Here is a 25,243-nt window from a genome sequence, read left to right on the forward strand (position 1 = left end):
ATGAGCAAAGCTCACCAGACCAAGAAATTCTTGTCAACTTCAAAATTCTTGGCAGAGAATCTTGTCCGCTTGTTGTGACTTATGCCATGCTACGACTAGTTCGTCAACTACAACCTGTCAGGAGGGGTTGACGTGACGGTGGGAAACCAGACCCGGCACGGAGGGGGTTGCCGTGGCAATGACCGTGAACCTGGCGGACCCGGAATTCGCCCGCTACCTCTCCCGATACGGAGGAGACAAGGCCAGGGCGATTCAGGGACTGACCGAGGACCGCTTCTGGGCGAGGTTCATCCGAGCCCACGAACCGAACCGCGGATGGCGGTCCTGGGCACGCAACGTCCTCGCCGCCGACCCGACCTGGGCCAACGGCCGGCACCGGAGGTGCACCTGTGATGAGTACCAGCATTGAACCCGTGACGCCCAAAGCCCAGGCTGAGGCCAGGTACTTCGCGCACCGGCGCGCCGCCAACGGAACCTGCGAAGCCTGCCGCGGCGCCTGGCCCTGCCAGGCGATGTACGACGCCGCGGAAACCCTTACCCACGTTGGGCATCCCGAACTATTCGTGCTCGTCCCGATCGTCGACACGAACACCTAGGACCTGCCGCGTACACCGGCTCATGGGCATGAGCCGGTCAACCGCACCGCCCAGGACCTCCGCCGGGTGGGTGGCGTACGCGGCTCCCAGCGGGAGACGGACCGGAGGCCTTCGCGTAGGTCGGGGCGGTTCGTCTCCCGCGCAAAACTCCCCGCCACTGCACCGCGCTGACCCCGCGGTGGGCGGGTCCCGTGAAAGGGGACTCCGGGGACCGCTGTTGCCGACTCTCACATCAGGCAGCGGTCCCCGGGGATCGACACCAGCGACCCCTGAAGGAGGGATCACATGTCGACCGAGACGTTACCGCCGCGCCTTGAGAAATGGACGACGGACGACCTCGCCAATCACAGCCGCACCTACCGCACCATCCGCGACCTGTGGTGGAAGAAGCGGTGCCGCTGGTGCGACCACGTCGCGCCGTGCCCGACGGTTCGCTACGCGCTGGCGGTGAGGTCAGGATGTGCCCCGCTGCCGCCACCGGCCGCCGACGATCGCCGGGACTGGGCAAGCGCACTCGAGGAGTACCAGCAGCCGCGACGATCGGCGGCGAGGTCGACACCACGACCGCACCGGCGGCGGTAGCCGAACTCAACCACGGCACACACCTGCAAGGTCGCTGCGCGTCCGGAGCCGCGGAGGGGAGCGTGTCCGTACCTCTCGGCCTGCCTGCTGTGCACGACGCTGATCCTTAACTGTCCACAATGGAGCATCTCGATGAATGCCGCACCCTTTCGACCGCACCTGCCACACCCCGGCGCCATGACCCAATCCAGTGCGCATTACGACGCGGTCAGCCGAGAACAACGTCCCCTGTGGCCAGGTGGTTCTGTCGTGGGCGTCGAGCACGGAAGCGACGAGATGCCGCTGCTCGTGCACGGGGAACTGCTCTGCCGACGCCATGGACAAACCCACTGCCACCGCCTCATGCTGCCCCCGATGCTGCCAATCCACTCCAGCGGCTTCGGCTGGCGGTACCAGTGCAGTGCACCCCGGTGCGACCACACCCGACCGGCGCCGGTGACCGATCACACCGTCTGGCGGCTCGTGGTGGAGACCGGACTCGCCGACGACGCGCCCGGCCTTACGATCGCCGACAAACGTCGAGCCCTCGCCGACGTCATCTCTTTCTGGGTGGGTGCGGCATGATGCCGGCCACCGCCATCGTCCGGGTTCCCGCCCGGGTCGTCTTGACCGTGGGCCACATTCCACCCCTGGCGACCGTTCGGGGTGACGCCTATATTCCGATCTTCGACGGACACGCCTTCTGCGGGCGGCACCCGCGAGCAGAACAGCCGCTCATGAACCTTGACCGTCCCAGCCGGACTCGACCGAGATACCTCTGCCTCGACTGCGGCTACACCATCGACGCCGCCGTCGCCGATCGCCGCGCCTGGCGGTCACTTCGCGTCGCCGGGTTCGTTCCGGGGTTCTTCAGCACCGACCCACATGCACGCCGTTCGTGGCTGCGCGTCAACGCCGCAACGGCCCGGATCACGCTATGACCACACCGCTTGAGATAGGCCATGAACCGCCCCGCCGGTTCCTGTTGATGCGCCGCCACGACGCGACCGGGCTGTCGGGAACCGGCACCGTCGCCGACGGCCTGGCCTGGTCCGACGGGCCCGCGGTGATGCGCTGGAAGGGTGAAGGGACCGGCGTCCGGCAGAACACCGTGTGGAACTCGACAGAGGAGATCTTGCGAATCCACGGGCACGGTGGCCTCACCGACATCTGCTGGATCGACCCTTCGTCGTTCGAAAGGGCGGAAGGCGCCGATGAATAGCCCGGCACCATCAACGCGCGACCGGAGCCTGCGGGCCGACACTGCGACGACCCACTCCTCCACACCCAGCCACGCCCAAGGTCCTACGGAGACGCCGACGTCTGGACAGCGGCCCATGCCACTGACCCCCACAGCATCGGCATGCCACTACTTCGGCGCCGAGATACGCCGCCTGCGCACCCGACTGGGCTGGTCGACCTACGAACTCGGCCGCCGCATCCACCAAAGCCCCGACCTCGTCCGCAAAGTAGAAGTCGCCATCAGGGTCCCCAGTTATGAGTTCGTGAAGAACTGCGATCACGTTCTTGCTGCCGACGGGCTGCTGACGAGCATGTGGGCGCTGCTGCAACGCGAACGCCGCATCCGCCTCCTCGGCACCGAAGTGTCCGGCCGCTTGAATCCGGCCGCCGACGACCGCGCAGTACTCGACTGGCTCTTGACACACCCACAACCGCGGCCCTCGTCCCGCCTTCTCGCCGCGGGCGGCGACGCCGCCGACCGCCTTCGCCGGCTTCGGCACATCGATCACCTCCACGGCGCCGGCCGCAACCACACGGACGTCACCGATCTCATGGAACGAGACCTTCCCGGACTCTCGACGACTGCACCTGAGATCGCCATCGGGTACCTCGAACTCGCCGGATACCAAGCGGTGGACCTCGGCCATGACGAACAAGCCCAACGCCACTACCTGGACGCCCTCCGCCTAGCCGCCATCAGCGACGACCGCCTCTACGGCGCCTACATCGTCGGAGTCAGCCTCGCCCACCTCGCCTTGCACTACGGCGACCCGCGCCACGCAGCCAGGCTCACCGAAGCCGCGCTACGTGGACTCGACACCGCAGAATCGAGTCCCGCCGTCCGTGCCGCCTGCCGAGCCGTCCTCGCCCGCGCCCATGCACGACTTGGCGACGAACGCGCCTGCACCGCAGCGCTGAGGCATGCCGAAACCGATCTCGAACGCAGCAACCCCGCCCTCGAACCGCCTTGGATCGCCTACTACGGGCCGGCCGACCTCGCCGACGAGATCGCCGGCGCCCTCCTCGACCTCGGACGACACGAACACGCCCACCAACAAGCGGCCACAGCCATCGCCCTACTCGACCCGATTCGTGTCCGCCGTCTCGCAATCGAGCACGCGCTGGCCGCCACCGCGCTCGCACGTTCGGCAAAGATCGACGAAGCCTGCCATGCCGCACGCCAGGCCATCGAGCACGCCACGCGAACCACCTCGTTCCTTGTCATGCACCGCATGACGATGCTGCTCGCCGAGTTCCAGCCCCACAGCCGGATGTCAGTTGTCGGTGAACTCAGAGAGCTCGCCAGCGCGAGTCTGGGACGCATGGCGTTTTCCACCTGAACACCCAGGCTCGGACCGAGCACAGACATTCCGACTGTCTGCATTGGACAAACACGGCCTTGCTCGTCATTGCGCTCGGTGATGACAGCGGTGCCGCGTCCTTCCTTTCCGGTGCTGGGATGGGCTCTGGGTAAACCGGAATGAAACGGCTTGCGTAGACAGCGAGTGTCGAGTGGGTGCCGCCGCCGTGGCTGCGAATGCGGACCCCGGGCTTGTCCGCATGAACACCCTGTTCGCCGATCCCGTACCGGGTCAGCCTGGACCTGCGCCTGTCAGCGACTAGGGAGGTCTCGGGTGGAAACCATCTTGCCAGCAAACTCGTGTGGCCAAACGACCCCAATGGGCCACAAGGCTCTACAAGGGACTGGCTCCGGTGAGTTGTCGAGCAGGCCCACGCCATCCGACGATTCGGACGCCTCAGTCGAACCGATCGGAACGCGTGTCGGTCCCACCTGGATCGATGTGGCCTTGGCGAGCCTGCGACACACACGGGCCAATCTCAAGGCGGTCAGGCGCAGCATCAAGATCACCGCACCATCGGTGATCAAAGTCCAGACCTGTGCCCACGACCTCGGCTCTGTCGACACGATGCTCGGTGCCGATCGGGCAGCTGAATCCATAGCCGACGCTGACGCCCACGTGCAGGCCGCTTTCGAGGCATGCGCGGAGGCCATTGCGGTGTTCTGCGCCATCGAGAAGGGCGACCCGATCCCGGGCATCCCAGGAGCACTCGGCGACCCCTCGGAATCGGTTCACCCGTCAGTTGTCTTTGCCACCAGTGAGGACAGCTGATGGCTCCTTGGGCGGCAGTTTCCGCTGGCCTGATGCTGTGTCTCGCCTGTGTCTGCGTGGCTTGGGTACTCAGCCACAGGAGACAGCAACAACAGTTGGATGTGGTCAGTGCCGTTGCCGACAGAGACTTCGCCGATATCACCGAAACCCTGGAGGGAACGCAGCGCGACCTGGAAGCCGCCCAGGCGATCAACCGCGTGTACGTCGAGGAGACCCGCCATCTCGCCGATGCGCGCCTCGGCGCGGTTCTTGAACTTGCGCGCGACACCCCGGGGGTGACTCTCCCGGGCCTGGCTCACCCTGATCTTGCCGGTGGCGTCCTCGCCGGCGTGCACGGTGAACTTCTCGACAAGGTGGCCGCTGGCATCAGGGCGATTCGCGAAGACATGTCGGGTACCACGCTCACCACGATCCGGCATGCGTTGGCGGAACCGCAGTCGCGGTTGGTGCGGTTGCTTCATCAGATCGATGCCGAACTGGCGGTTCATAAGGACCGCCCGGAAGCGGTGGCGTCATTGATGCGCATCGATCCGCACGCTTCGGCTTCTCTGCATGGCCTGCAGCGGTTGCGGATCTTGTGTGGTGAGACGCCTGGTGTTCAGCGCTCCACGAGCCAGATCCTCGACATGGTGGAGGCGGCGCGGGGGCGGATTCAGGCGCACGACTAGATCAACTATGTGCACGATCCAAAGACCGGTGGCGCGTGGGTGACGGGCCGGGTGGTGGAGCCAGTGGTGTTGGCGCTGGCGGAGTTGTTCGCCAATGCCGCCTCGCATTCGACCCGTCCGGCGGATGTGACGGTTCATGACGGTGCGGCGGGGTACGCGATCGTCGTCGACGACCGCGGTATCGGCATGAACAACGAGCAGCGCGAGCGCGCCAAGGCGGTCTTGTCGAACGCAGAACCTGTCGATGTGACGCGGTCAGAGGACGCGCTGCGGCTGGGGTTTCCGGTCATTGCGCTGTTGGCCGCGCGCTACGGCTTCACCGTCGAGGTTGCCGGACGTTCGATCTTCGGCGGCAACCGGATGGCGCTGTTCATCCCCATGCACCACATCGCCTCCGGCCCTGACTCCGACGGGTATGAGCCCACGGCGGTCCGGCTGGCCAATCCGCCGATGACACGGTCCGGCGACACAGCACCTCTTCTCGCCCCGGCGGCGCCGGTCTCGGTTCCGGTGCAGCGGACCGAGTCGGGTCTGCCGGTCCGTGACCGCACGGCACCGGCTCCACAACGGACGAGCCCGGTCCATCTGGACCCGGCGCTGCTGGACGCCGACGCATTCGGCCAGGGCCTGGCGGGCATCGCCGACGCCCTCAACACCACCGATGACGGAGACCCCCAATGACCACCCCGATGGCTCTCGATACCGAGCTCACCCGGCAGCTCGACCGGATCACGCGAGAGAAAGGGTGTCGGCACGCGTTGCTGTTCACGATCGACGGCCTGGTAAAAGCGTGCTCGACAGGCCTGGAGCGTGATGTCGCCGATCCGGTCGCGGCCGGATTGTCGGGTATGCATGCGCTGTCGCGGACTCTCGATGGTTTCTGCGACGCCAGTGAACTGGTGTGGACGGGCAGCATCGTGCAGTTCGTCGGCTACACGATTCTGCTGGTGACCGCCGGGGAGAAAACGTGCCTGGGGGTGAGTGTCGCGGCGGATCTGCGCAGTGACGAGACGATGGTCATCGCGGCGACGGCGGTGAAGGTCGTGCGGGCGATGGAGCCGCATCTGGCCGTGACCGAGCGGGGCACGTGATGCCGGCACGGCTGCGCACCGGCCTGGTGCGCTCCCACACCCCCACCGGCGGCCGAGCCGACCCGGCCCGCTCATCCCTGAATGAGTCGACACTGCTCTACCCCGACCTCACGGTCGAACGGGCGGGCCTGCCAGGGAAGACCCAGCAGGTCATGGAGTTCCTGGCCCCCGGGGCCCTGGCCGTCGCTGAAGTCGCGGCCTACCTGCGCCTGCCGCTGGCAGTGGTGAAGGTCCTCGCCGCCGATCTCATCACCAGCGGCCACATCGTCTCGCGCACCCCCGTCCCCGCCGAACAGCAGCACGACTGCGACCTGCTGGAGAGGATCTTGCATGGGCTCGAGCAGCTCTGACGTCATCGCACGGGTGGCGAGCACGACGGCGACCAGCGTCAAACTCGTCATCGGCGGCCGGTTCGGCGTCGGTAAGACCACGTTCATCGGCGCGGTCTCGGAGATCACTCCACTGTCGACCGACGCCGTGATGACCGATTACAGCCGCGGCGTCGACGACCTTGATGCCGACTCGGTCAAGACGACTACGACTGTTGCGCTCGACTTCGGGCGCTTGACACTCCCGTCCGACATCGTCCTCTACCTGTTCGGGGCGCCGGGACAGCCGCGGTTCCTGCCGCTGGTCGACGACCTCATGATCGGCGCCCTCGGCGGTGTCGTCCTCGCCGACACGCGTCACATCGAAGGCGCCTTCGACGTCATCACCCGCTTCGAAAACGCCGGTCTCCCTTTCGTGGTCGCCGTCAACGCCTTCGCGACCGCACCCGTCTACGACGACAGCGAACTGCGTGACGCCTTCGCCCTGGCACCACAGACACCGATCGTGTCCTGCGACGCCCGCGACCGCGCCTCGGTCAAGACGGTCTTGACGACCCTCGTCCGCGACATCATCGCCCGCACCATCCCGGAGCCCACCACATGACCACCACCTCATTGCCGCGCTTGTTCGGGGAGCCGTTCACCACCACCCCCGACACCGTCTACCAGGTGCTGCGCCAGGCCGGGCCGGTGGCGTGGGCCGAGATCGACGCCGGTGTGCACGCCATGGTCGTCACCAGCCACGCCGCCGCGAGTGAACTGCTGAACAACACCACCGCGTTCACCCGCGACACCAGCGCCTGGCGTGATCTCGCCGAGGGCCGTGTTCCACCCGACAGCACCGTCATGGGGATCCTCGCGCCCCGCGACGGGATCCTGCACACCGACGGCGACCGCCACAGCCACTTCGCGACTCCGATCATCGACTGCATGGCCCGCGTGCCACACCACCGCCTCGACGCGGTCACCGCGGCCGTCACCAGCCGTCTCCTCGACGCGTTCACACCCAAGGGTCACGCCGACCTCGTCACCGAATACGCCCTGCAGATCCCGCTGCTCGTCTTCGCCGACCTCCTCGGCTGCCAACCCGACACCAGCCGCCGCATGGCCGACGCCTGCCAACTCATCGTCTCCGGCGGCCCCCAAGCCGCCCACGGTGCGGCGCTGTTCACGAGCGAACTCGCACACCTCGTCGCTCAGAAACAGACCGAACCCGGCGACGACATCGCCACCTGGATGCTCCGCCACCCCAACAGGCTCACCCCGGCCGAGGTCGTCGACAACCTCTACTCACTCGTCGGGGCAAGCAACGTCCCCACCGCCAGCTGGATCACCCAAGCCCTCCAACTGCTGCTATCCGACGACACCTACGCCGGCGACCTCATCAGCGGATCGGTCGCCATCGACCGCGCCATGCAGAAAGTCCTCTGGGACACCGCCCCCGTCGCGAACTTCACCTTCCACGTCGCCCGCCACAACACCCGGCTCCACAGCGTCGACATCCCTGCCGGCGCCCTCGTCCTCATTTCCCACCATGCCTGCAACACCGACCCCGCCCTGGCCGGCGTCGGCTACGACTCCCGCGCACACCTCGCCTTCGGCGGCGGCGAACACCGATGCCCCGTCCCCGCCCACGCCGCGGTCATCACCCACGCCGCCATCACCGCCCTCCTCGACCGCATCCCCGACGCCCACCTCACCGGTCCCGAGCCACCACGCGCACCGGGCCTGTTCCACCAATGCCCCCGCCACCTCAACATCACCTTCACCCGCGAACCCACACCCACCCGAGGAGACACGCCGTGACCACCACCCCTGCCCCGCCGTTGCTGGACTCCACCGGCACCGGCCTGCACGCCCAAGTCGCCGCCCTCCGCAACACCAGCGCCACGAAGGTGACGCTCCCCGACGGCGTCACCGCATGGGCCATCACTGACGGACTTATCGCGAAGAAATTGCTCATCGACAAGCGCATAACCCGCAACCCGACCCACTGGACCCGAGGGCGCCCCACCCCCGAACCCGGCTGGCTCATGCCCTGGACGTCACCGTCGATGTTCAACGCCCACGGCGGCGACCACAGCCGACTCCGACGCATCCTCAGCAAGACCTTCACCAAACGCCGCATCGAGTCCCTGCGCCCCGCCATCGAAGCCATCGTCCACACACGACTCGACGCGCTCGCTGCGGCAACCGCTGCGGCCGGGAAGTTCGTCGACCTGCGGAGCGTCTTCTCCTACCCCATCCCCATCACCGTCATCTGCGACCTCCTCGGCGTCCCCGCCGACCAACGGCCCACCATGGCCCACGTCATGGAAGCCGCTGTCAACACCTCACTGCCACCCGACCAGGCCGCCGCCAATAGCCACACCATGGCCCAGGCCATGGCCGCACTCGCCGTGTTCAAACGCGCCTACCCCGGCGACGACCTCACCAGCGACCTCATCGCCATCCACGACACCGACGACGATCGCCTTTCCGAAGAAGAGCTCCTCGCCACCCTGCTGCTCCTCGTCGGCGCTGGCTCAGAGACCACCGTGTCCCTCATCAACCACGCCGCCGTCAACGTGATGACCAACCCGGCGGTGCGTCAAGCCGTTGCCACCGACCCCGAAGCGTGGGGCGACGTCATCGAAGAAACGCTGCGCCTCAACGGACCCGTCATGTTTCTGCCCCTCCGATACACAACCGACGACATCAGCTTCCCCGGCGGGATCACCATCCCCGCCGGTGAAGCGCTCCTCATAGCCTTCGCCGCCCACGGCCGCGACCCCCTGATCCACCGCGAACCCGACGCCTTCCACCTCGACCGCGACGACAAGAACCACCTGGCCTTCGGCCACGGCATCCACCACTGCCTCGGCGCACCCCTCGCCCGCCTCGAAGCACACATCGCACTCACCGGACTCCTCAATCGCTTCCCCGACATCGCTCTTGCCGTCGAATCGGGGCAGCTTCAGCCGCTGCCGTCATTCATCAGCACCGACTACACCAACATTCCCGTCACTACAGGCCAAGGAACAGCATGAAAACCTCCGGCCCCAGCCCTGTTGTCCTGCCCGAGGTCTTGCGATACGCGACCTTCACCACCGACCCGAACGCCGGCAACCCCGCCGGAGTCGTCCTCGACGCGCACGGCCTAACAACCGAGACCATGCAGGACATAGCCCGCGACGTCGGCTACTCAGAAACCGCCTTCGCCGTCCGCGACATCCTCGGCATCCGCGTCCGGTACTTCAGCCCCCTCACCGAAGTCGACTTCTGCGGCCACGCCACCATCGCCTTGGCCTGCGCATACGCCGCTCGGCATGGCACCGGAACCGTCACGTTCGCCACCAACGCCGGCGCCATCCCCGTCACCACGAAAACCTGGGACGGGCACGTCACCGCAACCCTCACCAGCGCACCACCCCGCGTTGCCGCGCTCACCCCCGCCACGCTCACCGAGCTCCTGATCGCCCTGCGGTGGCGCCCCGACGACCTCGACAATCACCTACCGGCGAAGGTCGCGTGGGCAGGCAATTGGCACCCGATTCTCGCCGCCGCTACGCCTGAACGACTCGCCAACCTTGACTACGACTCCGACGTCCTCACTGCGACCATGCGCGCCTACGGCTGGACCACCATCCAACTTGTCCATCGCACCGCCCCAGACGAATACACCGCCCGAAACCCCTTCCCCATCGGCGGCGTCTTCGAAGACCCCGCCACCGGATCAGCCGCAGCCGCCCTCGGCGGCTACCTCCGCGAACAAGACCTTGTCCGAGCTCCGGCGACGATCACTGTCCACCAAGGTCACTACATCAACCAGCCAAGCACCATCCACGTCCATATCCCACCCACAGGCGGCATCCACGTCACCGGCGCCGCGGTTGACATTCCGAAGAACACCAGCGAAACAGGAGCCGAGTGGGCGGCAAGTTGACACCACAGTTCCGGCCACCGTCACACCCCCGCACTGCCAGGCAGCGAGAGTTCCAACCTGCGAAGGGACAGAGTCGTAGTAGCTCCCTCCTACAGTCGACATCACAGGCGGACCTGCCGACCTGCGACACCCGTCTGCGTCCGTCGACGTGTTCCGGTACCGGGGTACAGGAGAAGGAGTCTGGGTGAGTACGACGCGGTAGTCGTTGCCGACAAGGCGACCCTGCCTTAGCAGTTCCATGCTGGCGACAGACCTGACACGCGTCCCCTGGGGCGCCGAACGGCGGGGCTCATGGGCGAAGTCTTGGCTGTGGTTGTGTCGGTGTGGGTAGTTCGAGCGCGGGGTCGTAGCCGGTGGCCGGCGCTGATGGCGCTGGCGGAGACGGCCTGACCGGTGCAGGGAAGACCTGCGGCGACCGTGTTTGGGAGTCTGGGATTGGCGCGGTTCGTGGCTTCTGGCGAGGCTGGATCGGATATGGGATGGCCGTTCGTGGTGCTGGCGCGTGTTGGGCGAGGTGCCCTTGCTCGGTGAGCGCGGCGAGTAGTTGGGGGCCGTACGCGGGATCGGTGACGGCTTCAGTCGTAGGAGCTGCTTGGATCCATGCCGCCCCGAACCTGTCCTGTACAGCTGCGGCGATCTGGTTCTGTTCGGCGCCCGGGAGTGAACGATAGATGGTGGCGGTTAGGTGGTGGCGGATGCGGTCGTTGGTGTTGGCGCCGAGACCGGTGGGTGGGTTCGGGCCGCCTTGAGGGGGCACGGTGGCGGTGGTGAGTGCGTGGGCGTGGATCAGGGCGGTGGTGGCGTGGAGGTAGGCGCCGTGTCCGGTGCGGCCTTGTTCGGGGTAGGCGCCGAGTGGGTGGGCGGGGTCGTTGCTGGTGATCTGGAACTGGTCGCGGTAGGCAGCGATGACGCCGACGCATTCTTGCCAGGTGCGTCTTGCGACGGGGTCGGTGGGGGCTTGTCCGAGGGCGCTTGCCCAGGCGGGGTGGGTGGCGAGGACAGTGTCGGTGAGGTGGCTGATCCGGTCGTTGATCGCGGTGGCGCTGTCGGTGAGGTGTGCGCGCCAGTGCTCGTGCAGGGCGCTGTTGGGTGTGGCCGGGATCCAGGCGGGCAGGTCGGTGTGGCTGGGGTGGGTGGCGTGAGCGGCGATGTGGTCGCGTAGCTCGGTCAGGTCGCGGGTGGTTCGGACTCGGTAGGCGACGTCGGTGGGGTTGCCGCCGTGCTCGGTGTGGGCTTTGAGCATCCAGGCGATCTGGCGCCAGGTTTCGGTCGGGTCGCTGGTGATGCCGGTGCTGTGGAGATGGGCTTGCCGGTGGACACCTGTGGCGAGGTCGAGTGCGGGGTCGAATGCGCGGTCAGGTCGGTGGTTGGCGGTGGCGCGGCGTAGTGCTTCGACGGGGTCGATGCCGGTTTTCTCGGCCGCGGAAAGGGCTTTGGCGAGGGCGGGCCAGTAGCGGCTTGTACGGACGTCTTCGGCGTGCTCGGGGTCCAGCGCGATCGTGGTGTGGTGCTGGTGTCGGAGTGCGTTGGGGATCCGGACTGGAGTGTTGGGGTCATGCCGGTGCAGTGCGCGGGTGGTTCTCGCCAGGGAGGTCAGATCGTGCGTGCCGCGGTAGGCCTCCACGAGTCGCGTGGTCTCGGAGCGGGACGTAAGGGTGGCGGCCAGATGTGGCCATGCGCGATGCCGGACGACTTGTTCGACGGAGAGTCCGAGGTGAGCGGCGACGGTCTCGGCAATTGTGTCCAGTCGCTGCTTGGGCACGCTGGCGTACTGAGCACGGTTCGCTGGATCGCCCGCGGTGAGTGCGATCGGTGGGGTCAAGGCGGCGTCCGGGGCGAGCGCCAGGCGTGTGTGCGCGCCGCGGATGAGGCGGGCGTAGCGGGCGGCGTCGGCTGCTGTCGGCTGGGACAAGGGAGCTGGTGGGATGAGGTCGCGGACGAGTGCGTTCGCGCGACCGGCGAGGAGTGCCGCCGGGTGGTCGTGTCCGCGGAGAGGGCCGGAGCGGGCCGCTTCGGCGAGGAGCTGCTGGGGTTGCCAGCCGACCGCGCCGCCACGGTTGAGGGCATTGACGAGTGCGCCGAACGCCTCGTCACCGGTGACTGCGGTGGCGACCTCGGGACCGAGAACCGTACCGGCGATAGTCCGGTAGGTCTCGGTCGTGGCTTCGGTCAGGGCGTGGATGTACTGCGGTACCAGCGTGGCGAGGGAGACGGCGTCGTCTTGAGTGGCGCGGATGGTCTCGGTGGCGGATTGTTCGTTGCCGGCCCGGGAGACGACGGCATCGAGGATCTCGCGGGGTGTGCGAGCGTGCGGGTCGCGGCGCGAGGCATCGAGTGCGTTGACGTGGTCGGGGCGGTGGTGGGTGACGGTGTAGAACCACACGCCATCGCGGCCCCTTGTGGCGGCGACGTACAGGTTTTCCCGCCGCATCTGCGGTGTGATCAACGCGTGGACGGTATCGACGGTGGTGCCTTGGGCGCGCATGACGGTCGCTGCGTAGGCGAGTTCGACGGATGCGTCAACGTAGGCGGCCGGGAGGGTGATGCATCCTTGGTGGCCGAGGTGTTCGACGACCAGGCCACCGGTGTCGGTGACGTGCAGGATGCGCCACAGGTCGCCATTGCGGACGAAGTCCTTGCCTCCATTGAGAGACAGGCGCCGGTCGTTGTCGCGGGTGACGATCCAGTCGCCCATCCCGGCCTCGTTCCCGTCGCGAAGGGCAGGCCCACCGGGTTGAACCAGGCCCGCTGCGACCCGGTCGGCCCGAGCCCTTGCCGACAGTGCCGTGACGTCCTGGGCGGCTGCGGCGAGCATGATCGTGGTCTTTCCGGCACGCATATCGGAGTGCCAGGCGGTGTAGACGGCGTCGATCATCGCGTCATGTTCCCCGCCGGTGATGCGGCCGTGGCTCTGGTGATAGTCGAGGCCAGCGGTGTCGCCGATGCGGAGTTTCAGGGACGCCTCTGCCTCACCTGGGTCGGTGAAGCGATGCAAAGTGGTCAGCTCGACCGCCCCGGCCTCATTGCAGATCAAGGCGAGAGCGCCGCCGGATTCAACGGCGCCGAGCTGCCGATGATCCCCGAGAAGCCGGACGGTCGCCCCATGCGTGTGGGCGATGGCGCAGATCCGGTCGAGGTTCAAGGTCCCGGCCATGCCGGCCTCGTCTACAAGGATCACGTCGCCCGACCGCACCCTGTACACGGCCTTGTCCTCCGGCACCGGTTCACCGGCGGCCAGCTGTGCAGCATGGGTGCCGCGGCAGTGTTCGTGGAGGAACTTGTGTACCGAGTCGGCCGGGGTATCGAGTTCCTTTCCGAGCGCGGCGGCCGCAGTGGTCGAGGTCGCCAGGGGAATGACTCGCCGTCCGGCGCGCTGGACGAGTTGCGTGTAGGCGCGCATGGCGGTGGTCTTCCCAGCCCCTGCCGGGCCCAGTCCGGCGACCAGGAACCGCCCATCGGTCGCGAAGACTTCCACGAGGTGCCGTTGTCCAGCGTCCATCTCCGTACCGGCCTCGGCTTCGATCCCGTCGAGAGCACCGGTTGTCCACTCCGCTGTGAGGGCCTTCGTGGTCGGAGTCTTCGCTGCGGCAACGAGACGTTCTTCGGCGTCGAGAATCAAGCGTGAGGTGTAGCGGCCAGCCCCGTGCTCGGCGAACACCGACTCGCCGTCAGCGCGCCGCAAGCCTTCGGGTTCCATGGCCAGAGTGGGGGCCGCCAGGCTGATCGAATGCGCCGGACTCGCCGCGGCCCGGACGATCTGGGCGGCCAGGGCACGATGTGCCCGCGGGGTGAGAGCGAGTCCAGGCTGGGTGCGCAGGACACGTTCGGTGTGGGCGTGGAGGTTCGCCTCCGTCCAGGTAGAGCGGTACTCGGCGACCTCGGCCACCACCCGCGCGGCGACCTGATCTACGTCCACCGCCACAGCTTCGGCCGCACCGTGTCTGACGGTGGTGGGGATCGCAGCAGCGATGTGGTCAAGGACCTCGGGCCCGAAAGCGGTGACAGCCTGGTCCCGCCACTGGGCTTGCATCTCGCGCAGCGAACGCGGCTGCTTCTTTGCTTCGCGGGTCTCGAGATTGGCTCGCCGGGCCAGGGCGTGGCGAACGTTCGCCGGGGCGGTGTGCCCGTGCTGGGTCCGGTACTCCTGCAGGAGTTCGGCCAGTCGCTCGGTGAGCTGCTCGCGCCGGGAGGAGAACAACCAGATCGCTTCGGTCGGGACGCCGGCGACCTCCATGACCGGGGACCGCAGCCCCAAAGTGTCGCCGCGTTGCTCGAACACTGCGCCAAGACGCCTGGTCATCTGCTGCTGGAACGACGTCGAATAGTGCTCACTCGCGGCGACCGTGATGCGGTAGAGAGCTCGTGCGTCCAGCGTCCGCCACCGCTCGCCCTTGACCTCATCTTGGCCGTCGTTGACGCGGACCTTGTTCGCCACGACAATGTGGGTGTGCAGGTTCGGGTCGCCGTTGCGGTTGTCGAAATGGTCGAACGACGCGGCGATCAGACCGCAGCTGTCAACCTGGGCGATACCGGCCTTCCCCGTGCGAGTGAACGCAGCATGCTCTTCGACCAGCGCCAGCGAGGACGCCACGGCTGCGGCATGCGCCTCGCCGATCGCCTTGCGGACGGCCGCATCCGGGTGCAGGCCCCACAGGATCGACGCCGACTTCACCGGCGTGAACACCAGGTCGTAACCGGCGACCCCGGCGCGCGACGTACCAGCTTCCTGACGGCGAACCCAGGCTTCGTCCGCGGCCGTAGGTGCCCGACCGGTCTGCTCGGCGATCTGTTCCAGGCGCATAGCGACACGCTGCTCGTAGTTCTCTGGCGACTTGTACACCGCGAATGTCGCACCCAGCGTTGCAGCCTTGCGGGCATCTTCCAAGACCTTCGCGCGATGCGCCTTCGACAGTCCCGCATGCAGATGCTCGGCGAGGTACGCGCGGATCATCGCATCGGCATTCGGATGCATGCCCGACCCGAACAACGCCTTCATCTGCGCCTCGGTCACGGTCCCGTCGACCCCCAGCAGGTGCACCGCCGACCCCAACCACATTCCCGGCGGGTTCCCTCGTGCGGTGTAGTAGTCGGCGGCGTCCTGGCCCCGCAAGCGCGGCACGTCGCCGCCGGCGACGTGCCGCGTCAGGTAGGTGTACCCGTCCCCGGCGGTGAGCTTGTGCATTGTCATCACCACGACAAATCTCACCACCCTTCGGGTTCCTTAAACCTTCCGACCACGAGGCCACTCGATACGTTTCAAATGGTCTTGGAGAGAGGGTCGGGGAGCTAATGTATAGCCTCAGCCACGGTGGTGCAAGACGTGTCTCGCCCAAAACAGAGATGATCTTGAAGTATGTATCTGGGCTGGTAGTAGTGCTAGTTTGATTTATCTCGTTCCTTCTGGTGATGATGCGGTTCGGCGAATTACGGGCGATGATGAATCGCGGGATGCACTGGTTGTCGGGCAGATTTTTTGTCGTTACCGTGGCCGCCATGAAGCAACCGAAGAAAGCAATCCGACTGACTGCGCTGAAGCGCGCCCACTCCATCCGCGCTGAACGCCTGGCCCGCGCCATCGAACGCGAACAGGCCATCGAGACCGCCCTCGCGGGCGTCTTCGAACACCATGACCGTGCTGAGGCCGCCCTCGCCGCCGCCCGCCAACGAGCCGATCAGATCCTCGCTGACGGGAACACGCAAGCCGAGCAGCATCGCGAAGCCGCACGTGACTCGATACGCGCACTCCACGCGCTCGGCGAGACCCGCGCGGCGATCGCGGACCTGACCCGGCTTCCAGTGCACATCGTCCGCAACGCCCTCGCCGACAACGTCCAGGCGCCGCCTACCCAGCTCAACACCCCACATTGCGCATAGCGGTGCCCCAGCGGCGAAGGCCGGAACCCCGACGGGGTTCCGGCCTTCGCCGTATGCGGCGTCAGCGCCAGGAGAACTGTTCCGGTGCCGCCCAGTAGGTCACCCGTCCGGTTCGTGGTCGCGACGTGGTGGTACCGGTGACGGTGACGGGGGCACCGACTGGAACAGGGTGTGTGAGGGCGCCAGTGAGGTAGACGGTCGTCACGCGGATGTAGTCCTCGCGGCGCTCGCCGCGCCGCAGGTGGGTCACTTGCGGGGTGATCGCGATACGCAGCTGGGTGACAGTGCGGCCTTGCTGGTCGCGTCCGGGGATGGGGTGGGTGGCGAGGGTGCCGCGAATCGTGTGGGCCATGACTGCGCTCCTTGAGAGGCGGGAGGTTCGCGGCGGCCGGGTGATGGTGGTGCTCTGGTCGGTTCGGGCCGCCGGGTTGACGCAGCCGTCGAGGACCGCCGATCAAGGCCAAGGGGCCGTCAAGGAAGCGGCGGGGAAGATCTTGGCGAGCGCAGCGAGACATCAGATGTTCCCTCGCAGGCGACCTTGCGGCACCGGCCACGGCGGTCAAGGCTGGGCTGAGTCGAACCGCGACCGAATCGCACGGGCACACCGACGGGCCGCATGCGAACGCACCAAGAGTCGGGAGTAAGGCTGACCGTGCACAACCGGTTCTCGACGAACACGTTCCCGTCGTCGCGATGCTGCTGCACCAGCCGGGGCGTTGGCTGGCGTGCGTGGTGCTGGTGATGATCCCAGGGGTCTGGGAGTGCTGCGGCGCGACCGACCTTGAGTGCCGCGCCGCCCCTGAAAGCACGCCAGCTTGATGGAGCCATGGGACGGAGTGGCCCACCTGGCGTTCACCGACGACGCCTAGACCGGCGCCATCGGCGACCGTTATGGCCTGCGCTCGAAGCCCCAGTGCCACGACGAGCTGGGTGCTGGTTCCTGTAGTCGTCGAGCCTGCGGATCTGATGTTGTGGTCTGAACTGCGTTTCCTTCCGCGAAGTCTGCGGGGGCCAACGTTGTCCCTCAGTCTCCAGCGGGCCACACCTCGGGGTCGGCGCGAGAGGTGAGGGGAGTCCCCATGTTCCTTGTGGCCAGGTTCGTTGTCCGGCCGGTCATTTCAGTCTGGCTGGTGTTCGTGGTGTTGTACTCGCGAGAGCCGCGTCGGCGGCGAGACGCCAAGCAGATCCTGTCGTGGTGGTCGTCGAACGCTTCAAGCGTTGCGATGGACAGCGGAGCTGGTGAGGCCGAGCAGTGAGCATGCAGGCGTGCCGGTGCACACGCCGAGGTGGCCTTTCGAGAACGCGCGGACGACGACGTGGGCGATCAACGCGTGTCCATCGGCGAGGGCATCGTGCACCAGAGGACACAGGACGCAGCGATGCCCGCCTGGCAGTCGTTGCACGGGTCCCGGCGTGCGAGTGCACACAGTGTGTCGTGCCCGAGGAGGGAGCCGCAGCAGTCCGCGGCCGAGCAGCTTGGTGCGGTCGAGCTGAAGCTGAGGGGCCCGACCAGTCCGGGGTCGGCTGGTTCGGTGTGCTCCAGCACGTAGGTTCCGTCGGCGATGAGAGTGCGCATGACGATATCGGACAGGTAGCCGGCCGGGATGCGGAACGGATGCTCAGGAGTGCTGTAGGGCGGCGGAACGGCGTGGAGGACGTCCCCGGCGGTGTGGATCCATGCCTGGATCGACGCGTGCACTTCGGTGTCGGGTGCCCGGAGGGTCCGCTCGAGGTCGCGCCACCACGCCGATGACACCGAGAGGTTGTAGACGCAGGCGAGTCCGAACGGGTCGAGGGGTTCGTCGCGGCTGGCTTCGGTGAGCTGTCGCATCGTCTTGGTGAGGGCCCGGTCGTAGCGGGTGGCGATGACAGAGACGACGTGGTCAACGGTGGTCATGTGGGGCTCCGTTCCTGAGGGGAGAGGGCCGTTGGGGCCGGGGTCGTGGTGCTGTTGAGCGCGCGTCTGGTGGGCCATGCCGGTGGGCCGATGTGCTTGTCCCAGATGTGGATGGCTCCGCAGTCGGCGCATTCGAGGGGTTCGAAGCGGGTGACCGGGTCACCGGTTGTGGTAGCGATGGTGCGGATGGCGCGGTCGGCTCCGGTGAAGTACCGGAACCTGCGCAGGTAGCGGCAGGGTGGCTGAGGCATAGAGAGACTCCCGGATGTCGAGCCGGGCCCGCGCCATGTGCGGACCCGGCGGCCTGGGTTCACGCTGCTGGCGAGGCAGCCGCCGTTTCGGTGGACAAACCGGTGAGCGGTGGAACGGTCGTGGGATTGATGCCGACGGTGAGGAGTTGGTGGACGGCGCCTGCGAGGTCGTGGTCGGGGTCGTCTGTGCGGGCGTGTTCGCAGGCGATGTTCGCGAAGGCGCCGTTGCCGGTGCGCCATGCGGCATAGGCGAGCAGGCTCGCCGGGGCGGCGATGTATCCGGGTGTGGCCAGCCGGGTCACCCAGGTCAGCACTTCGAGGCACGCGCCAGGTGGGTTGGTGTCGATGGCGGTGAGGACGTCGGCGACGAGGTCGGGGTCGCGGCGCAACGCGGCCAGGATCAACGCGGTCTGCTCGGTGTCGGGGAGCGACTGGGCGTGGATGTAGTGGCGCAGGAGCAGGAGCGCTTCCTGGCAGGTGTCGCCGCAAGGCCGGACGGCGGAGATCATGGCCGCGATCTCACCGGAGTTGATGTGATCAACGGGGTCGAGCATTCCGGCGAGATGCTGGCGGTCCGGGAGGGCTTGGTGGCCGGCGGCGACGAACTGGGTAGCGACGGTGCTTTCGGCGGCCGGGGTGGGTTCGCCATCGATGGGGCAGCAGTCACCGCCGGGGCACAGGTAGGACCAGTAGCGGCCGTGGGTGACTCTCAAGGCTTCTTTGACTGCGATGTTCTGTTCACGGCAGGCGTCACGGAATACCTCGACGGTTGTGGTGACTGCCGTTGCGGGGCCGTACCCGACGAGCAGGATCGCGGTGACGCCGTCGCGGGCTTGGCGAGCCAGCAGTTGCGTCAGGGCGGACGGTGGGGGCGGTGAGGTGAGGTCGATGCGGCCGGTGGCGCTGACCTGGCCTTCGTTGATGCAAATGAAGACAAGGCTGTCGGTGGGGTGGTAACCGAGCAGGTAGGGGATTGCGGTCAGGATGTCGTCGGCGGTGGACAGACGGATCGTCGTGGCTGTCGTGTTCATGTCTGAGCTCCTGAAGTGGAAGGTGAATACGGGGCAGCCCGGGGACCGTCGGGGCAGTCAGACCCCGGGCCACCCCGGGAATGGCTAGACCAGTGCGGTCCAGGTGTCGGCGAGCCACAGCGCATCGATCGCCGGGAGGCGGTGTGCGGGGATGCCAGCGGTGAGGGCCTGGTCGAGGAAGGCGGCCATGACGTATGCGGGGTCGTCGGCTCGAGCGCAGGCGATGGCGTGACGGGCGAGGGCGTCGTCACCGCACCGCCATGCGGCATAGGCGCGAAGGGTGGCCGGCGCCGCGGCGTATCCGGCTGGCGCTTGCCGGTCGAGGTCGGACCAGGTGGCGATGGTGGCTTTCGGGCCGTACCGGTCGGTGAGCATCATCGCGTGGTCACGGACTCGCTTGTGGGTCAATGCGATCAGCATCCCGGCGGTCTGTGCGGCCGTAAGGTCGACGCTGGTGGCGTGCTCGTCGAACAGCGCGATCGCGTCGGCATGGATCTGGGCGACCGCGGTGTCGGGCCGGTCTTGGAGAAGCCCGGCGAGGCGGTCGATCTCGTTGTCGAAGGCGGGCTTCAACCACGCGGCAGGCTCTGGTCGGCCGGTGGGCTCGATTCTGGCGAAACCGGTGGCGCGGCGGCGCCGCTGCCGGGCGGTCAAACCGTCAGCAGGTCGAGCCGGTTCAGGCGAGATGGGATGGCCGTTGAGCGGGCACTCACCGTCGGTGATGCATGAGGCGGCACTGTAGGAGTCACCGTGGACACGCAGTACATCGGCGACTTCCAGGCCACAGGCATCAGCGACTGACAGCGCCGTCTGCGCGGCGAAGGCCGCTTCGTCAGGGGTGCCGTAGGCGGCGACGGTGACCATGGTGGCTTCGCGTCGGCCGAGGACTTCGGCAACGTCGGCCTTCCACCGCTCGGCGGTGCGGTGGTTGGGGAGGTGGAAGCGGACTGCCGCCTCCACCCCTGCGTCACTCAGGATGAGGAGGGCGAGGCTCTTCTCGGGGTGGAACCCGAGGAGATACGGGACTGCGGTGTAGATGTCGTGGCAGGAAGACAGAGTCAGGGCCGGTGCGGTCATGTGGATGCCTCCAGGGCATGGAAAGGGGACCGGTCGGGTGCCCGCGTGCCCTGGGGCACCCGACCGGTCCTGGAGGGAGTGGAAGGTCCTAGAAGGCGTCGACGGTTTCGCGGTCGGCGGTGAACGACTCGACGTCATCGGGGTGGCGGGAGAACCCGCTCTCGCCGGTCCAGGCATCGCCGACCGAATCGACGCGGGGCCGGGCGATCTCGGGGCGGGACTTCGCCGAGGCGGCGGTGGCCCAGCGCATGGAGACCGAGACGTTGGAGGCGTTGCCGATGAGGTTGGAGAACTGGCCGTTGGCGTAGGCGCGGATGTCGGTGAACTCCACGACGACCGTGTCACCTTTACGGAGACCTCCGGCGACGTGCTCGGCGAGCTTGCGCCAGCAGGCGACCTCGATGGTGACGGCCTTCCCGTCGACCCAGTCGCCGGCACCATTGCGGTAGCGCGGGTTGTGGATGAGGCGGAAGTTGGCGACGGTGTGGCCCTTGTCGGTTGTCTTGAGGACCGGGTCGGCGGTCAGGTTGCCTTCGACGACGCAGGTGAAGAGCATGACGGGTTCGCTTCCTGTCCCGCAGCACGTGAGAGGCGGTTGCCCTTCTGATGGATCGTGCCGCGGTGACAAGACCCGCAGGACCGACCCCATAGGACCGGAAGCCGCAAGAGAGCGACGAAAAGATCTTGGCGGGGTGCGCTCTTTCGCCCCGCCACAGACTGTTTTCGGCGGCGACCTTGCGGCCCGGGCCGGGTCGGTCATGCATAGGGTCGATTCACCAGCGGCGCACCACAGAAGGAAACAACCGCCCCAACTGCCGTGAGACACCCGGAACCCGCCCACGGATGCGTCGTGGACTGTCTAAAGCCCCGAACAAGATCTAGGTCCTCTGGTGGCCGCCCACTTTCTTGCCTAACTGTTCACGTTGGAGAACAACTCCGCGATACGGAACCATTGGGCAGAACGTTCCGTCATGTGGTGATCGTTGCCGGAGGCTCGGCCTGCCATATGTAGCCGTGTCGCTGCTCCCTGGCTGTGGGCCAGCCCAGGGATGTTGGTCCGATGAGAAGCGCGATCGCGAAGTCGTGGCGCGACACGAAAGTGTCGGTTGTCAGCACTAGCCTCAGCAACCACATGACGTCCTCACGGATGAAGGCGGTCTGCGATGGCTGAGCAGGATCCTCAAAGGTTCTTCTCGGCTGCACAGCGACGGGTGCTCTTCGAGCAAGCCAATGGCCAGTGCCAGGACTGTGGTGCCGCTCTCGCCGATGGTTGGCACGCCGACCATCGCATCCCCTGGATCGCAGGCGGTCCGACCTCCATCGAGAACGGGCGCGCGCGGTGCGACGCCTGCAACCGTGCGAAAGGACGTCAGATGGAATACACCGACGAGTTCAAGCCGCGGCCGTTCCAGGCGGCAGTGCGGAACGAAGTCATCGAAGGCATCAGGGCCGGCCGCGACGAAACAGTCGTGCTGGCATCCCCAGGGTCAGGAAAGACCCTTGCCTACCAGGCTCTGGGCACTGACCTCTTCCGGCGGAACTTGATCACTAGCATCGCCGTGTTCGTTCCCCGGATCTCCCTGGCTCAGCAGTGTGAACTCAACTGGCTCCACGAGATCAACGGCAGCATTCGTGGACACTGCCAGCTCTTCCAGTCGCCGCGCCTGGGGAAGATCCGACACCGTACCAACGAGGTCCCCCTGACGCTGTCCAGCGAACCAGGAAGCGGGTTCGTCGCTACCTACAGCGCGCTCGCGACGAACCCAGAACTCTTTCGAAACTGGGCCATCAAGCACCAACATCAGTTCCTGCTTGTTGCCGACGAGGCCCAGTTCTGCGGCGACTCCAACGACAATGAGGGTGGCGGGACCAAGGCCGGGCAGTACATCGAGCAGTTGCACCAATACTCGCGGCACACGCTACTCCTCACTGGCACGCCCTACCGTGCTGACAACCAGCCCCTGGTGCTGGCCAACTACACCGACGTGCCGGGACAGCCGCTACGCCAACTGATTTATCACGCCGAGGCCAGCTATGCCGATGGAGTCGCCGAAGGCTACCTCCGGACATTCGAGATGCAGCTGACCAACGCCAGGATCACACAGAAGACGCTCGGCGACTCAGACGACGGACGTGGAGAGTCCACACTGACCTACAACCTCTCCGACGACGGAAGCGAGTTGGTAGCTGCTCTTCAACATGAAAAGACGTGGAAACCGCTCGTGGACCGGGTGGTGACCGCAGTGAAGGACAAGCAGAAGTTCAACGCCGGCTACCGGGGCTTGATCTCCTGCATGCAGCAAGCTGAGGCCCGCAAGGTACAGAAGTACTTGCAGGACACCTATCCTGGGCTGAGGGTGGGTATCGCCATCTCAGCCGACAGTGACGCCGCAAAGATCTTGAAAGACTTCAGGTTCACGTCGATGGACATCCTCGTCACCGTGCGCATGGCGTTCATCGGGTACGACTGCCCACAGATCACAGTTGTCGGGATCCTGACCCACTACCGCGACCCAGGACATCTTTCCCAGCTTGTCGGCCGAGGCCTGCGTACCTGGGACCAGATGCCCGCACGCGAGCAGTCCTGCGTCATCGTCGCCCCCGACGATCCTAAGATGCAGCAGTTCCTTGAGGTCATGCGCGAGGAGCGAGACCAGGGACTCAAGATCATCAGGGAGCGCGAAGTGGCGGAGGCTTCACAAGGCTCGGATGGGTCGCAGACTCCATTGAGCTACCTGGAGTCGGCCATCGCCACAGACACTCGCGCAGCCAGCAATGACTCCGACCTGGTGGCGGCCGACCTCCAGATGATCGAAGACATCAAAGTGAAGGTCGACTCCGGTGAGGACGCCACGAAGCTGAAGAAGATCCTCGAGCTAGCCGGCATCATGACGAAGGTTTCACCGCCGGTGCCCGGACCTCGGGAAAGTCCAGAAGAGACGACCATCTACGTTCAGGCGCCTGCGACGGAGAAGGAACAGATCGAGGAGATCAAGGCCCAGACGCGAGCCGCCATCACTAAGCACCTCCATGCTCGCGGAGTGGTCCCGGGTTGCGACGGCTACCACGACGCCATGCGGCGAGCCACGTACCGGGTGAACGAAGCTTCGGGGTACAAAGCCGATGAAGCGACAACCGTCCAGCGAGCCCAGAAGCGCCTTCGAGCCGCGCTGTCCCTCACATAGGAGACCCCATGACCACGCGCGTTGAGTCAAACAGCTATCTGACGGAAGAGCAGCACCGTGTCTACACGCTGCGTGACTCTCTAACGCGCAACGGCGGAACGCCTTCTGGCTTCCTTGAGGTCCTGGCTGCAGTGGTCGAGGAGGGCACTTGGCGGAAGGTGCCCTCCGGCGTCAACGACGACCGACCCTTTGAATCGTTCAAGGACTTTATCGAAGCGAAGCCACCCTTTGGCTTGAATGCAAGTGTCTCGGATGTGCGGATTTTGCTTCAGCTTCGTCATCCACACGAAACCAACAGTGAGATTCGGTCTCGTATGGACGCCATGCGGGCCACCGTTAGGACCCTTCTGGGCCCGGTCCCGGGCGCAGATCCAACATTGCAGGACGCCAGGGAATTTGGAGCGTTCGCACTTACAGGCGGTTGGCATTTTGGGCTCATGGTCGCGCGTAGCGTGCGCCCGGGGGCAACTGGCAAGGGTCGTCATGACGCAAAGCTGTCCGCCAAGCAGTTTGCGAAGGAGGCAGGCACGTCGACGTCCCGAGTCATGAGGTTCTTCAGGGCATGGGAGCGAGCTGCCACCGCGGGTGTCGTCCCGGCCGCAGGGATGCTTTCACCTGGGCAGGAGCTTTCGCTGCCCGAACCGCAGAGGTGGTCTGAATACTTCTCGGCAGCATCAACGGCTGACGATGGCGTTGGTGGCGAGAGTCTTGAGGTGGGAGACGATGTCCAGCGCGGACGGACCGACGTCATGCGTCGGGTAATCGCTGAGGACCCGGATGCAGCGAACGCTGCGCTTGAAGCAATCGTTGAACGCCTCGAGGACGATCCTGAGCTCCAAACTGCCCTGGTGCACGAGGTCAGTGAGACGCCACAGCTCAAGAAGGCCATCGCGGCGGAGGGCAAGCGAACCAGTCAGCTCGAGTATCTACATAGGATCGCCGATGAAGGCAAGGTGAAGACACCGGCGGGCCTCTTGATCGAAGCTCCGAAGGCGATTCGGGATGCGGCCGCTCGGCACCTAGCGAAGATCCAGCTCTCCCCAACCCTTGACCCAGGTCAGGCTGCAACCGAGGCTTACGGCTCAGTGCGGCAGCTCGTTGCTGAGGCAGTCGAAAGCTCGTCTGCTTTGCAGTCCGAGGAGCAACGCGCGAAAGCACGTCGCGTGCTGGGAAGTGCGGCTAGGAACTTGGCTGCAATTCAGAGCCTCCTCGATTCGAAAGAGGTCGATGAGGATCTGCTCACTGAACTCACCAGTCTCCAGGAAACCGTGAACGGCCTGGTCGAACAAGCGGCTCATATTCAGGGATAGATCGGACACTTGGCCTGAGCGGCGGTGGGACATCGAGGGTACTAGAAAGTTGACGGACACGATGTGCGGTGGAG

General features: G+C 66.2%; 26 protein-coding genes. 19 read left to right on the top strand and 7 right to left on the bottom strand.

Translation table 11 applies throughout. The features are described 5' to 3' along the window. Positions 1-172 precede the first annotated feature (172 nt). The 16 genes from HNR73_RS27380 to HNR73_RS27455 all read left to right on the top strand — a co-directional run bounded on the left by HNR73_RS27380 (position 173) and on the right by HNR73_RS27455 (position 10,544). Positions 173-409: a hypothetical protein gene (locus HNR73_RS27380; RefSeq protein WP_184790520.1), complete on the top strand. Its 237-nt coding sequence runs from the start codon at positions 173-175 to the stop codon at positions 407-409. Next, entirely contained in the window at positions 393-596 is a 204-nt protein-coding gene (locus HNR73_RS27385) for a hypothetical protein (protein ID WP_203686386.1), read from the top strand. The genes HNR73_RS27380 and HNR73_RS27385 overlap by 17 nt, the downstream gene beginning before the upstream one ends. A gap of 285 nt (positions 597-881) precedes the next feature. Further along, positions 882-1,178, top strand: coding sequence for a hypothetical protein (locus HNR73_RS27390; protein WP_184790522.1), 297 nt, complete (start codon positions 882-884; stop codon positions 1,176-1,178). A 249-nt stretch (positions 1,179-1,427) separates the two neighbouring features. Further along, positions 1,428-1,742, top strand: coding sequence for a hypothetical protein (locus tag HNR73_RS27395; RefSeq protein WP_184790523.1), 315 nt, complete (start codon positions 1,428-1,430; stop codon positions 1,740-1,742). After that, the gene (locus HNR73_RS27400) at positions 1,742-2,098 is read left to right on the top strand and encodes a hypothetical protein (protein WP_184790524.1); all 357 of its coding nucleotides are present in this window, start codon (positions 1,742-1,744) and stop codon (positions 2,096-2,098) included. Before HNR73_RS27395 ends, HNR73_RS27400 begins: the two co-directional genes overlap by 1 nt. Further along, on the top strand, positions 2,095-2,379 hold the full coding sequence (locus HNR73_RS27405; RefSeq protein WP_184790525.1) for a hypothetical protein: 285 nt from the start codon (positions 2,095-2,097) through the stop codon (positions 2,377-2,379). Before HNR73_RS27400 ends, HNR73_RS27405 begins: the two co-directional genes overlap by 4 nt. Before the next feature lie 115 nt (positions 2,380-2,494). After that, positions 2,495-3,739, top strand: a complete 1,245-nt coding sequence (locus HNR73_RS27410) for a helix-turn-helix domain-containing protein (protein ID WP_184790526.1) — start codon at positions 2,495-2,497, stop codon at positions 3,737-3,739. Between the two features lie 294 nt (positions 3,740-4,033). Continuing rightward, positions 4,034-4,531 carry a hypothetical protein gene (locus HNR73_RS27415; protein WP_184790527.1) on the top strand — a complete coding sequence of 166 codons (498 nt, stop codon included), beginning with the start codon at positions 4,034-4,036 and terminating at the stop codon, positions 4,529-4,531. Positions 4,532-4,587: 56 nt separating this feature from the next. Further along, entirely contained in the window at positions 4,588-5,199 is a 612-nt protein-coding gene (locus tag HNR73_RS27420; RefSeq protein ID WP_221331170.1) for a hypothetical protein, read from the top strand. A 9-nt stretch (positions 5,200-5,208) separates the two neighbouring features. After that, positions 5,209-5,880, top strand: a complete 672-nt coding sequence (locus HNR73_RS27425) for an ATP-binding protein (RefSeq protein ID WP_184790529.1) — start codon at positions 5,209-5,211, stop codon at positions 5,878-5,880. Next, positions 5,877-6,290, top strand: coding sequence for a roadblock/LC7 domain-containing protein (locus HNR73_RS27430; protein ID WP_184790530.1), 414 nt, complete (start codon positions 5,877-5,879; stop codon positions 6,288-6,290). The genes HNR73_RS27425 and HNR73_RS27430 overlap by 4 nt, the downstream gene beginning before the upstream one ends. Further along, complete coding sequence (locus HNR73_RS27435) at positions 6,290-6,640, top strand: DUF742 domain-containing protein (protein ID WP_239122190.1); 351 nt, start codon at positions 6,290-6,292, stop codon at positions 6,638-6,640. The genes HNR73_RS27430 and HNR73_RS27435 overlap by 1 nt, the downstream gene beginning before the upstream one ends. Next, on the top strand, positions 6,621-7,223 hold the full coding sequence (locus HNR73_RS27440; protein WP_184790531.1) for a GTP-binding protein: 603 nt from the start codon (positions 6,621-6,623) through the stop codon (positions 7,221-7,223). Before HNR73_RS27435 ends, HNR73_RS27440 begins: the two co-directional genes overlap by 20 nt. Beyond that, positions 7,220-8,425, top strand: a complete 1,206-nt coding sequence (locus tag HNR73_RS27445; protein ID WP_184790532.1) for a cytochrome P450 family protein — start codon at positions 7,220-7,222, stop codon at positions 8,423-8,425. Before HNR73_RS27440 ends, HNR73_RS27445 begins: the two co-directional genes overlap by 4 nt. After that, positions 8,422-9,648, top strand: a complete 1,227-nt coding sequence (locus HNR73_RS40925) for a cytochrome P450 family protein (protein ID WP_203686382.1) — start codon at positions 8,422-8,424, stop codon at positions 9,646-9,648. The genes HNR73_RS27445 and HNR73_RS40925 overlap by 4 nt, the downstream gene beginning before the upstream one ends. Next, the gene (locus HNR73_RS27455; RefSeq protein ID WP_184790534.1) at positions 9,645-10,544 is read left to right on the top strand and encodes a PhzF family protein; all 900 of its coding nucleotides are present in this window, start codon (positions 9,645-9,647) and stop codon (positions 10,542-10,544) included. The genes HNR73_RS40925 and HNR73_RS27455 overlap by 4 nt, the downstream gene beginning before the upstream one ends. 289 nt (positions 10,545-10,833) lie before the next feature. Here the strand turns inward: HNR73_RS27455 and mobF are convergent, their stop codons facing one another. Beyond that, entirely contained in the window at positions 10,834-15,726 is a 4,893-nt protein-coding gene (gene mobF, locus HNR73_RS27460; protein WP_184790535.1) for a MobF family relaxase, read from the bottom strand. A 311-nt stretch (positions 15,727-16,037) separates the two neighbouring features. Here mobF and HNR73_RS27465 point away from each other — a divergent pair, with 311 nt between their 5' ends. Further along, positions 16,038-16,418 (top strand): hypothetical protein, encoded by a 381-nt coding sequence (locus HNR73_RS27465; protein ID WP_184790536.1) that lies wholly within the window; start codon positions 16,038-16,040, stop codon positions 16,416-16,418. A gap of 61 nt (positions 16,419-16,479) precedes the next feature. Here the strand turns inward: HNR73_RS27465 and HNR73_RS27470 are convergent, their stop codons facing one another. The 6 genes from HNR73_RS27470 to HNR73_RS27495 all read right to left on the bottom strand — a co-directional run bounded on the left by HNR73_RS27470 (position 16,480) and on the right by HNR73_RS27495 (position 21,230). Then, entirely contained in the window at positions 16,480-16,770 is a 291-nt protein-coding gene (locus HNR73_RS27470; protein ID WP_184790537.1) for a hypothetical protein, read from the bottom strand. Between the two features lie 972 nt (positions 16,771-17,742). Beyond that, positions 17,743-18,315, bottom strand: a complete 573-nt coding sequence (locus tag HNR73_RS27475) for a hypothetical protein (RefSeq protein WP_184790538.1) — start codon at positions 18,313-18,315, stop codon at positions 17,743-17,745. Further along, a complete protein-coding gene (locus HNR73_RS27480; RefSeq protein WP_184790539.1) occupies positions 18,312-18,566 on the bottom strand; it encodes a hypothetical protein in 255 nt (84 codons plus the stop codon). The genes HNR73_RS27475 and HNR73_RS27480 overlap by 4 nt, the downstream gene beginning before the upstream one ends. A 59-nt stretch (positions 18,567-18,625) precedes the next feature. Continuing rightward, a complete protein-coding gene (locus HNR73_RS27485) occupies positions 18,626-19,597 on the bottom strand; it encodes a DUF4192 domain-containing protein (protein ID WP_184790540.1) in 972 nt (323 codons plus the stop codon). Positions 19,598-19,681: 84 nt separating this feature from the next. Next, a complete protein-coding gene (locus HNR73_RS27490; RefSeq protein ID WP_184790541.1) occupies positions 19,682-20,674 on the bottom strand; it encodes a DUF4192 domain-containing protein in 993 nt (330 codons plus the stop codon). 88 nt (positions 20,675-20,762) lie between these two features. Beyond that, entirely contained in the window at positions 20,763-21,230 is a 468-nt protein-coding gene (locus tag HNR73_RS27495) for a single-stranded DNA-binding protein (protein WP_184790542.1), read from the bottom strand. A 607-nt stretch (positions 21,231-21,837) separates the two neighbouring features. Between HNR73_RS27495 and HNR73_RS27500 the strand changes: the two genes are divergently transcribed. Together HNR73_RS27500 and HNR73_RS27505 are read left to right on the top strand one after the other, a co-directional pair. Next, positions 21,838-23,859, top strand: coding sequence for an HNH endonuclease (locus HNR73_RS27500; protein WP_184790543.1), 2,022 nt, complete (start codon positions 21,838-21,840; stop codon positions 23,857-23,859). A gap of 8 nt (positions 23,860-23,867) precedes the next feature. Next, the gene (locus tag HNR73_RS27505; RefSeq protein ID WP_184790544.1) at positions 23,868-25,169 is read left to right on the top strand and encodes a hypothetical protein; all 1,302 of its coding nucleotides are present in this window, start codon (positions 23,868-23,870) and stop codon (positions 25,167-25,169) included. Positions 25,170-25,243 lie beyond the last annotated feature (74 nt).

It is taken from the genome of Phytomonospora endophytica, assembly GCF_014202425.1.
Taxonomy (GTDB): domain Bacteria; phylum Actinomycetota; class Actinomycetes; order Mycobacteriales; family Micromonosporaceae; genus Phytomonospora; species Phytomonospora endophytica.

Coding starts and splice junctions, on each gene's coding strand:
- HNR73_RS27385 (WP_203686386.1), top strand. CDS start 393: ATGAGTACCAGCATTGAACCCGTGACGCCCAAAGCCCAGGCTGAGGCC.
- HNR73_RS27430 (WP_184790530.1), top strand. CDS start 5,877: ATGACCACCCCGATGGCTCTCGATACCGAGCTCACCCGGCAGCTCGAC.
- HNR73_RS27495 (WP_184790542.1), bottom strand. CDS start 21,230: ATGCTCTTCACCTGCGTCGTCGAAGGCAACCTGACCGCCGACCCGGTC.
- HNR73_RS27435 (WP_239122190.1), top strand. CDS start 6,290: ATGCCGGCACGGCTGCGCACCGGCCTGGTGCGCTCCCACACCCCCACC.
- HNR73_RS27490 (WP_184790541.1), bottom strand. CDS start 20,674: ATGACCGCACCGGCCCTGACTCTGTCTTCCTGCCACGACATCTACACC.
- HNR73_RS27475 (WP_184790538.1), bottom strand. CDS start 18,315: ATGACCACCGTTGACCACGTCGTCTCTGTCATCGCCACCCGCTACGAC.
- HNR73_RS27465 (WP_184790536.1), top strand. CDS start 16,038: ATGAAGCAACCGAAGAAAGCAATCCGACTGACTGCGCTGAAGCGCGCC.
- HNR73_RS27445 (WP_184790532.1), top strand. CDS start 7,220: ATGACCACCACCTCATTGCCGCGCTTGTTCGGGGAGCCGTTCACCACC.
- HNR73_RS27505 (WP_184790544.1), top strand. CDS start 23,868: ATGACCACGCGCGTTGAGTCAAACAGCTATCTGACGGAAGAGCAGCAC.
- HNR73_RS27480 (WP_184790539.1), bottom strand. CDS start 18,566: ATGCCTCAGCCACCCTGCCGCTACCTGCGCAGGTTCCGGTACTTCACC.
- HNR73_RS27485 (WP_184790540.1), bottom strand. CDS start 19,597: ATGAACACGACAGCCACGACGATCCGTCTGTCCACCGCCGACGACATC.
- HNR73_RS27470 (WP_184790537.1), bottom strand. CDS start 16,770: ATGGCCCACACGATTCGCGGCACCCTCGCCACCCACCCCATCCCCGGA.
- HNR73_RS27455 (WP_184790534.1), top strand. CDS start 9,645: ATGAAAACCTCCGGCCCCAGCCCTGTTGTCCTGCCCGAGGTCTTGCGA.
- HNR73_RS27400 (WP_184790524.1), top strand. CDS start 1,742: ATGCCGGCCACCGCCATCGTCCGGGTTCCCGCCCGGGTCGTCTTGACC.
- HNR73_RS27500 (WP_184790543.1), top strand. CDS start 21,838: ATGGCTGAGCAGGATCCTCAAAGGTTCTTCTCGGCTGCACAGCGACGG.
- HNR73_RS27390 (WP_184790522.1), top strand. CDS start 882: ATGTCGACCGAGACGTTACCGCCGCGCCTTGAGAAATGGACGACGGAC.
- HNR73_RS27440 (WP_184790531.1), top strand. CDS start 6,621: ATGGGCTCGAGCAGCTCTGACGTCATCGCACGGGTGGCGAGCACGACG.
- HNR73_RS27405 (WP_184790525.1), top strand. CDS start 2,095: ATGACCACACCGCTTGAGATAGGCCATGAACCGCCCCGCCGGTTCCTG.
- mobF (WP_184790535.1), bottom strand. CDS start 15,726: ATGCACAAGCTCACCGCCGGGGACGGGTACACCTACCTGACGCGGCAC.
- HNR73_RS27410 (WP_184790526.1), top strand. CDS start 2,495: ATGCCACTGACCCCCACAGCATCGGCATGCCACTACTTCGGCGCCGAG.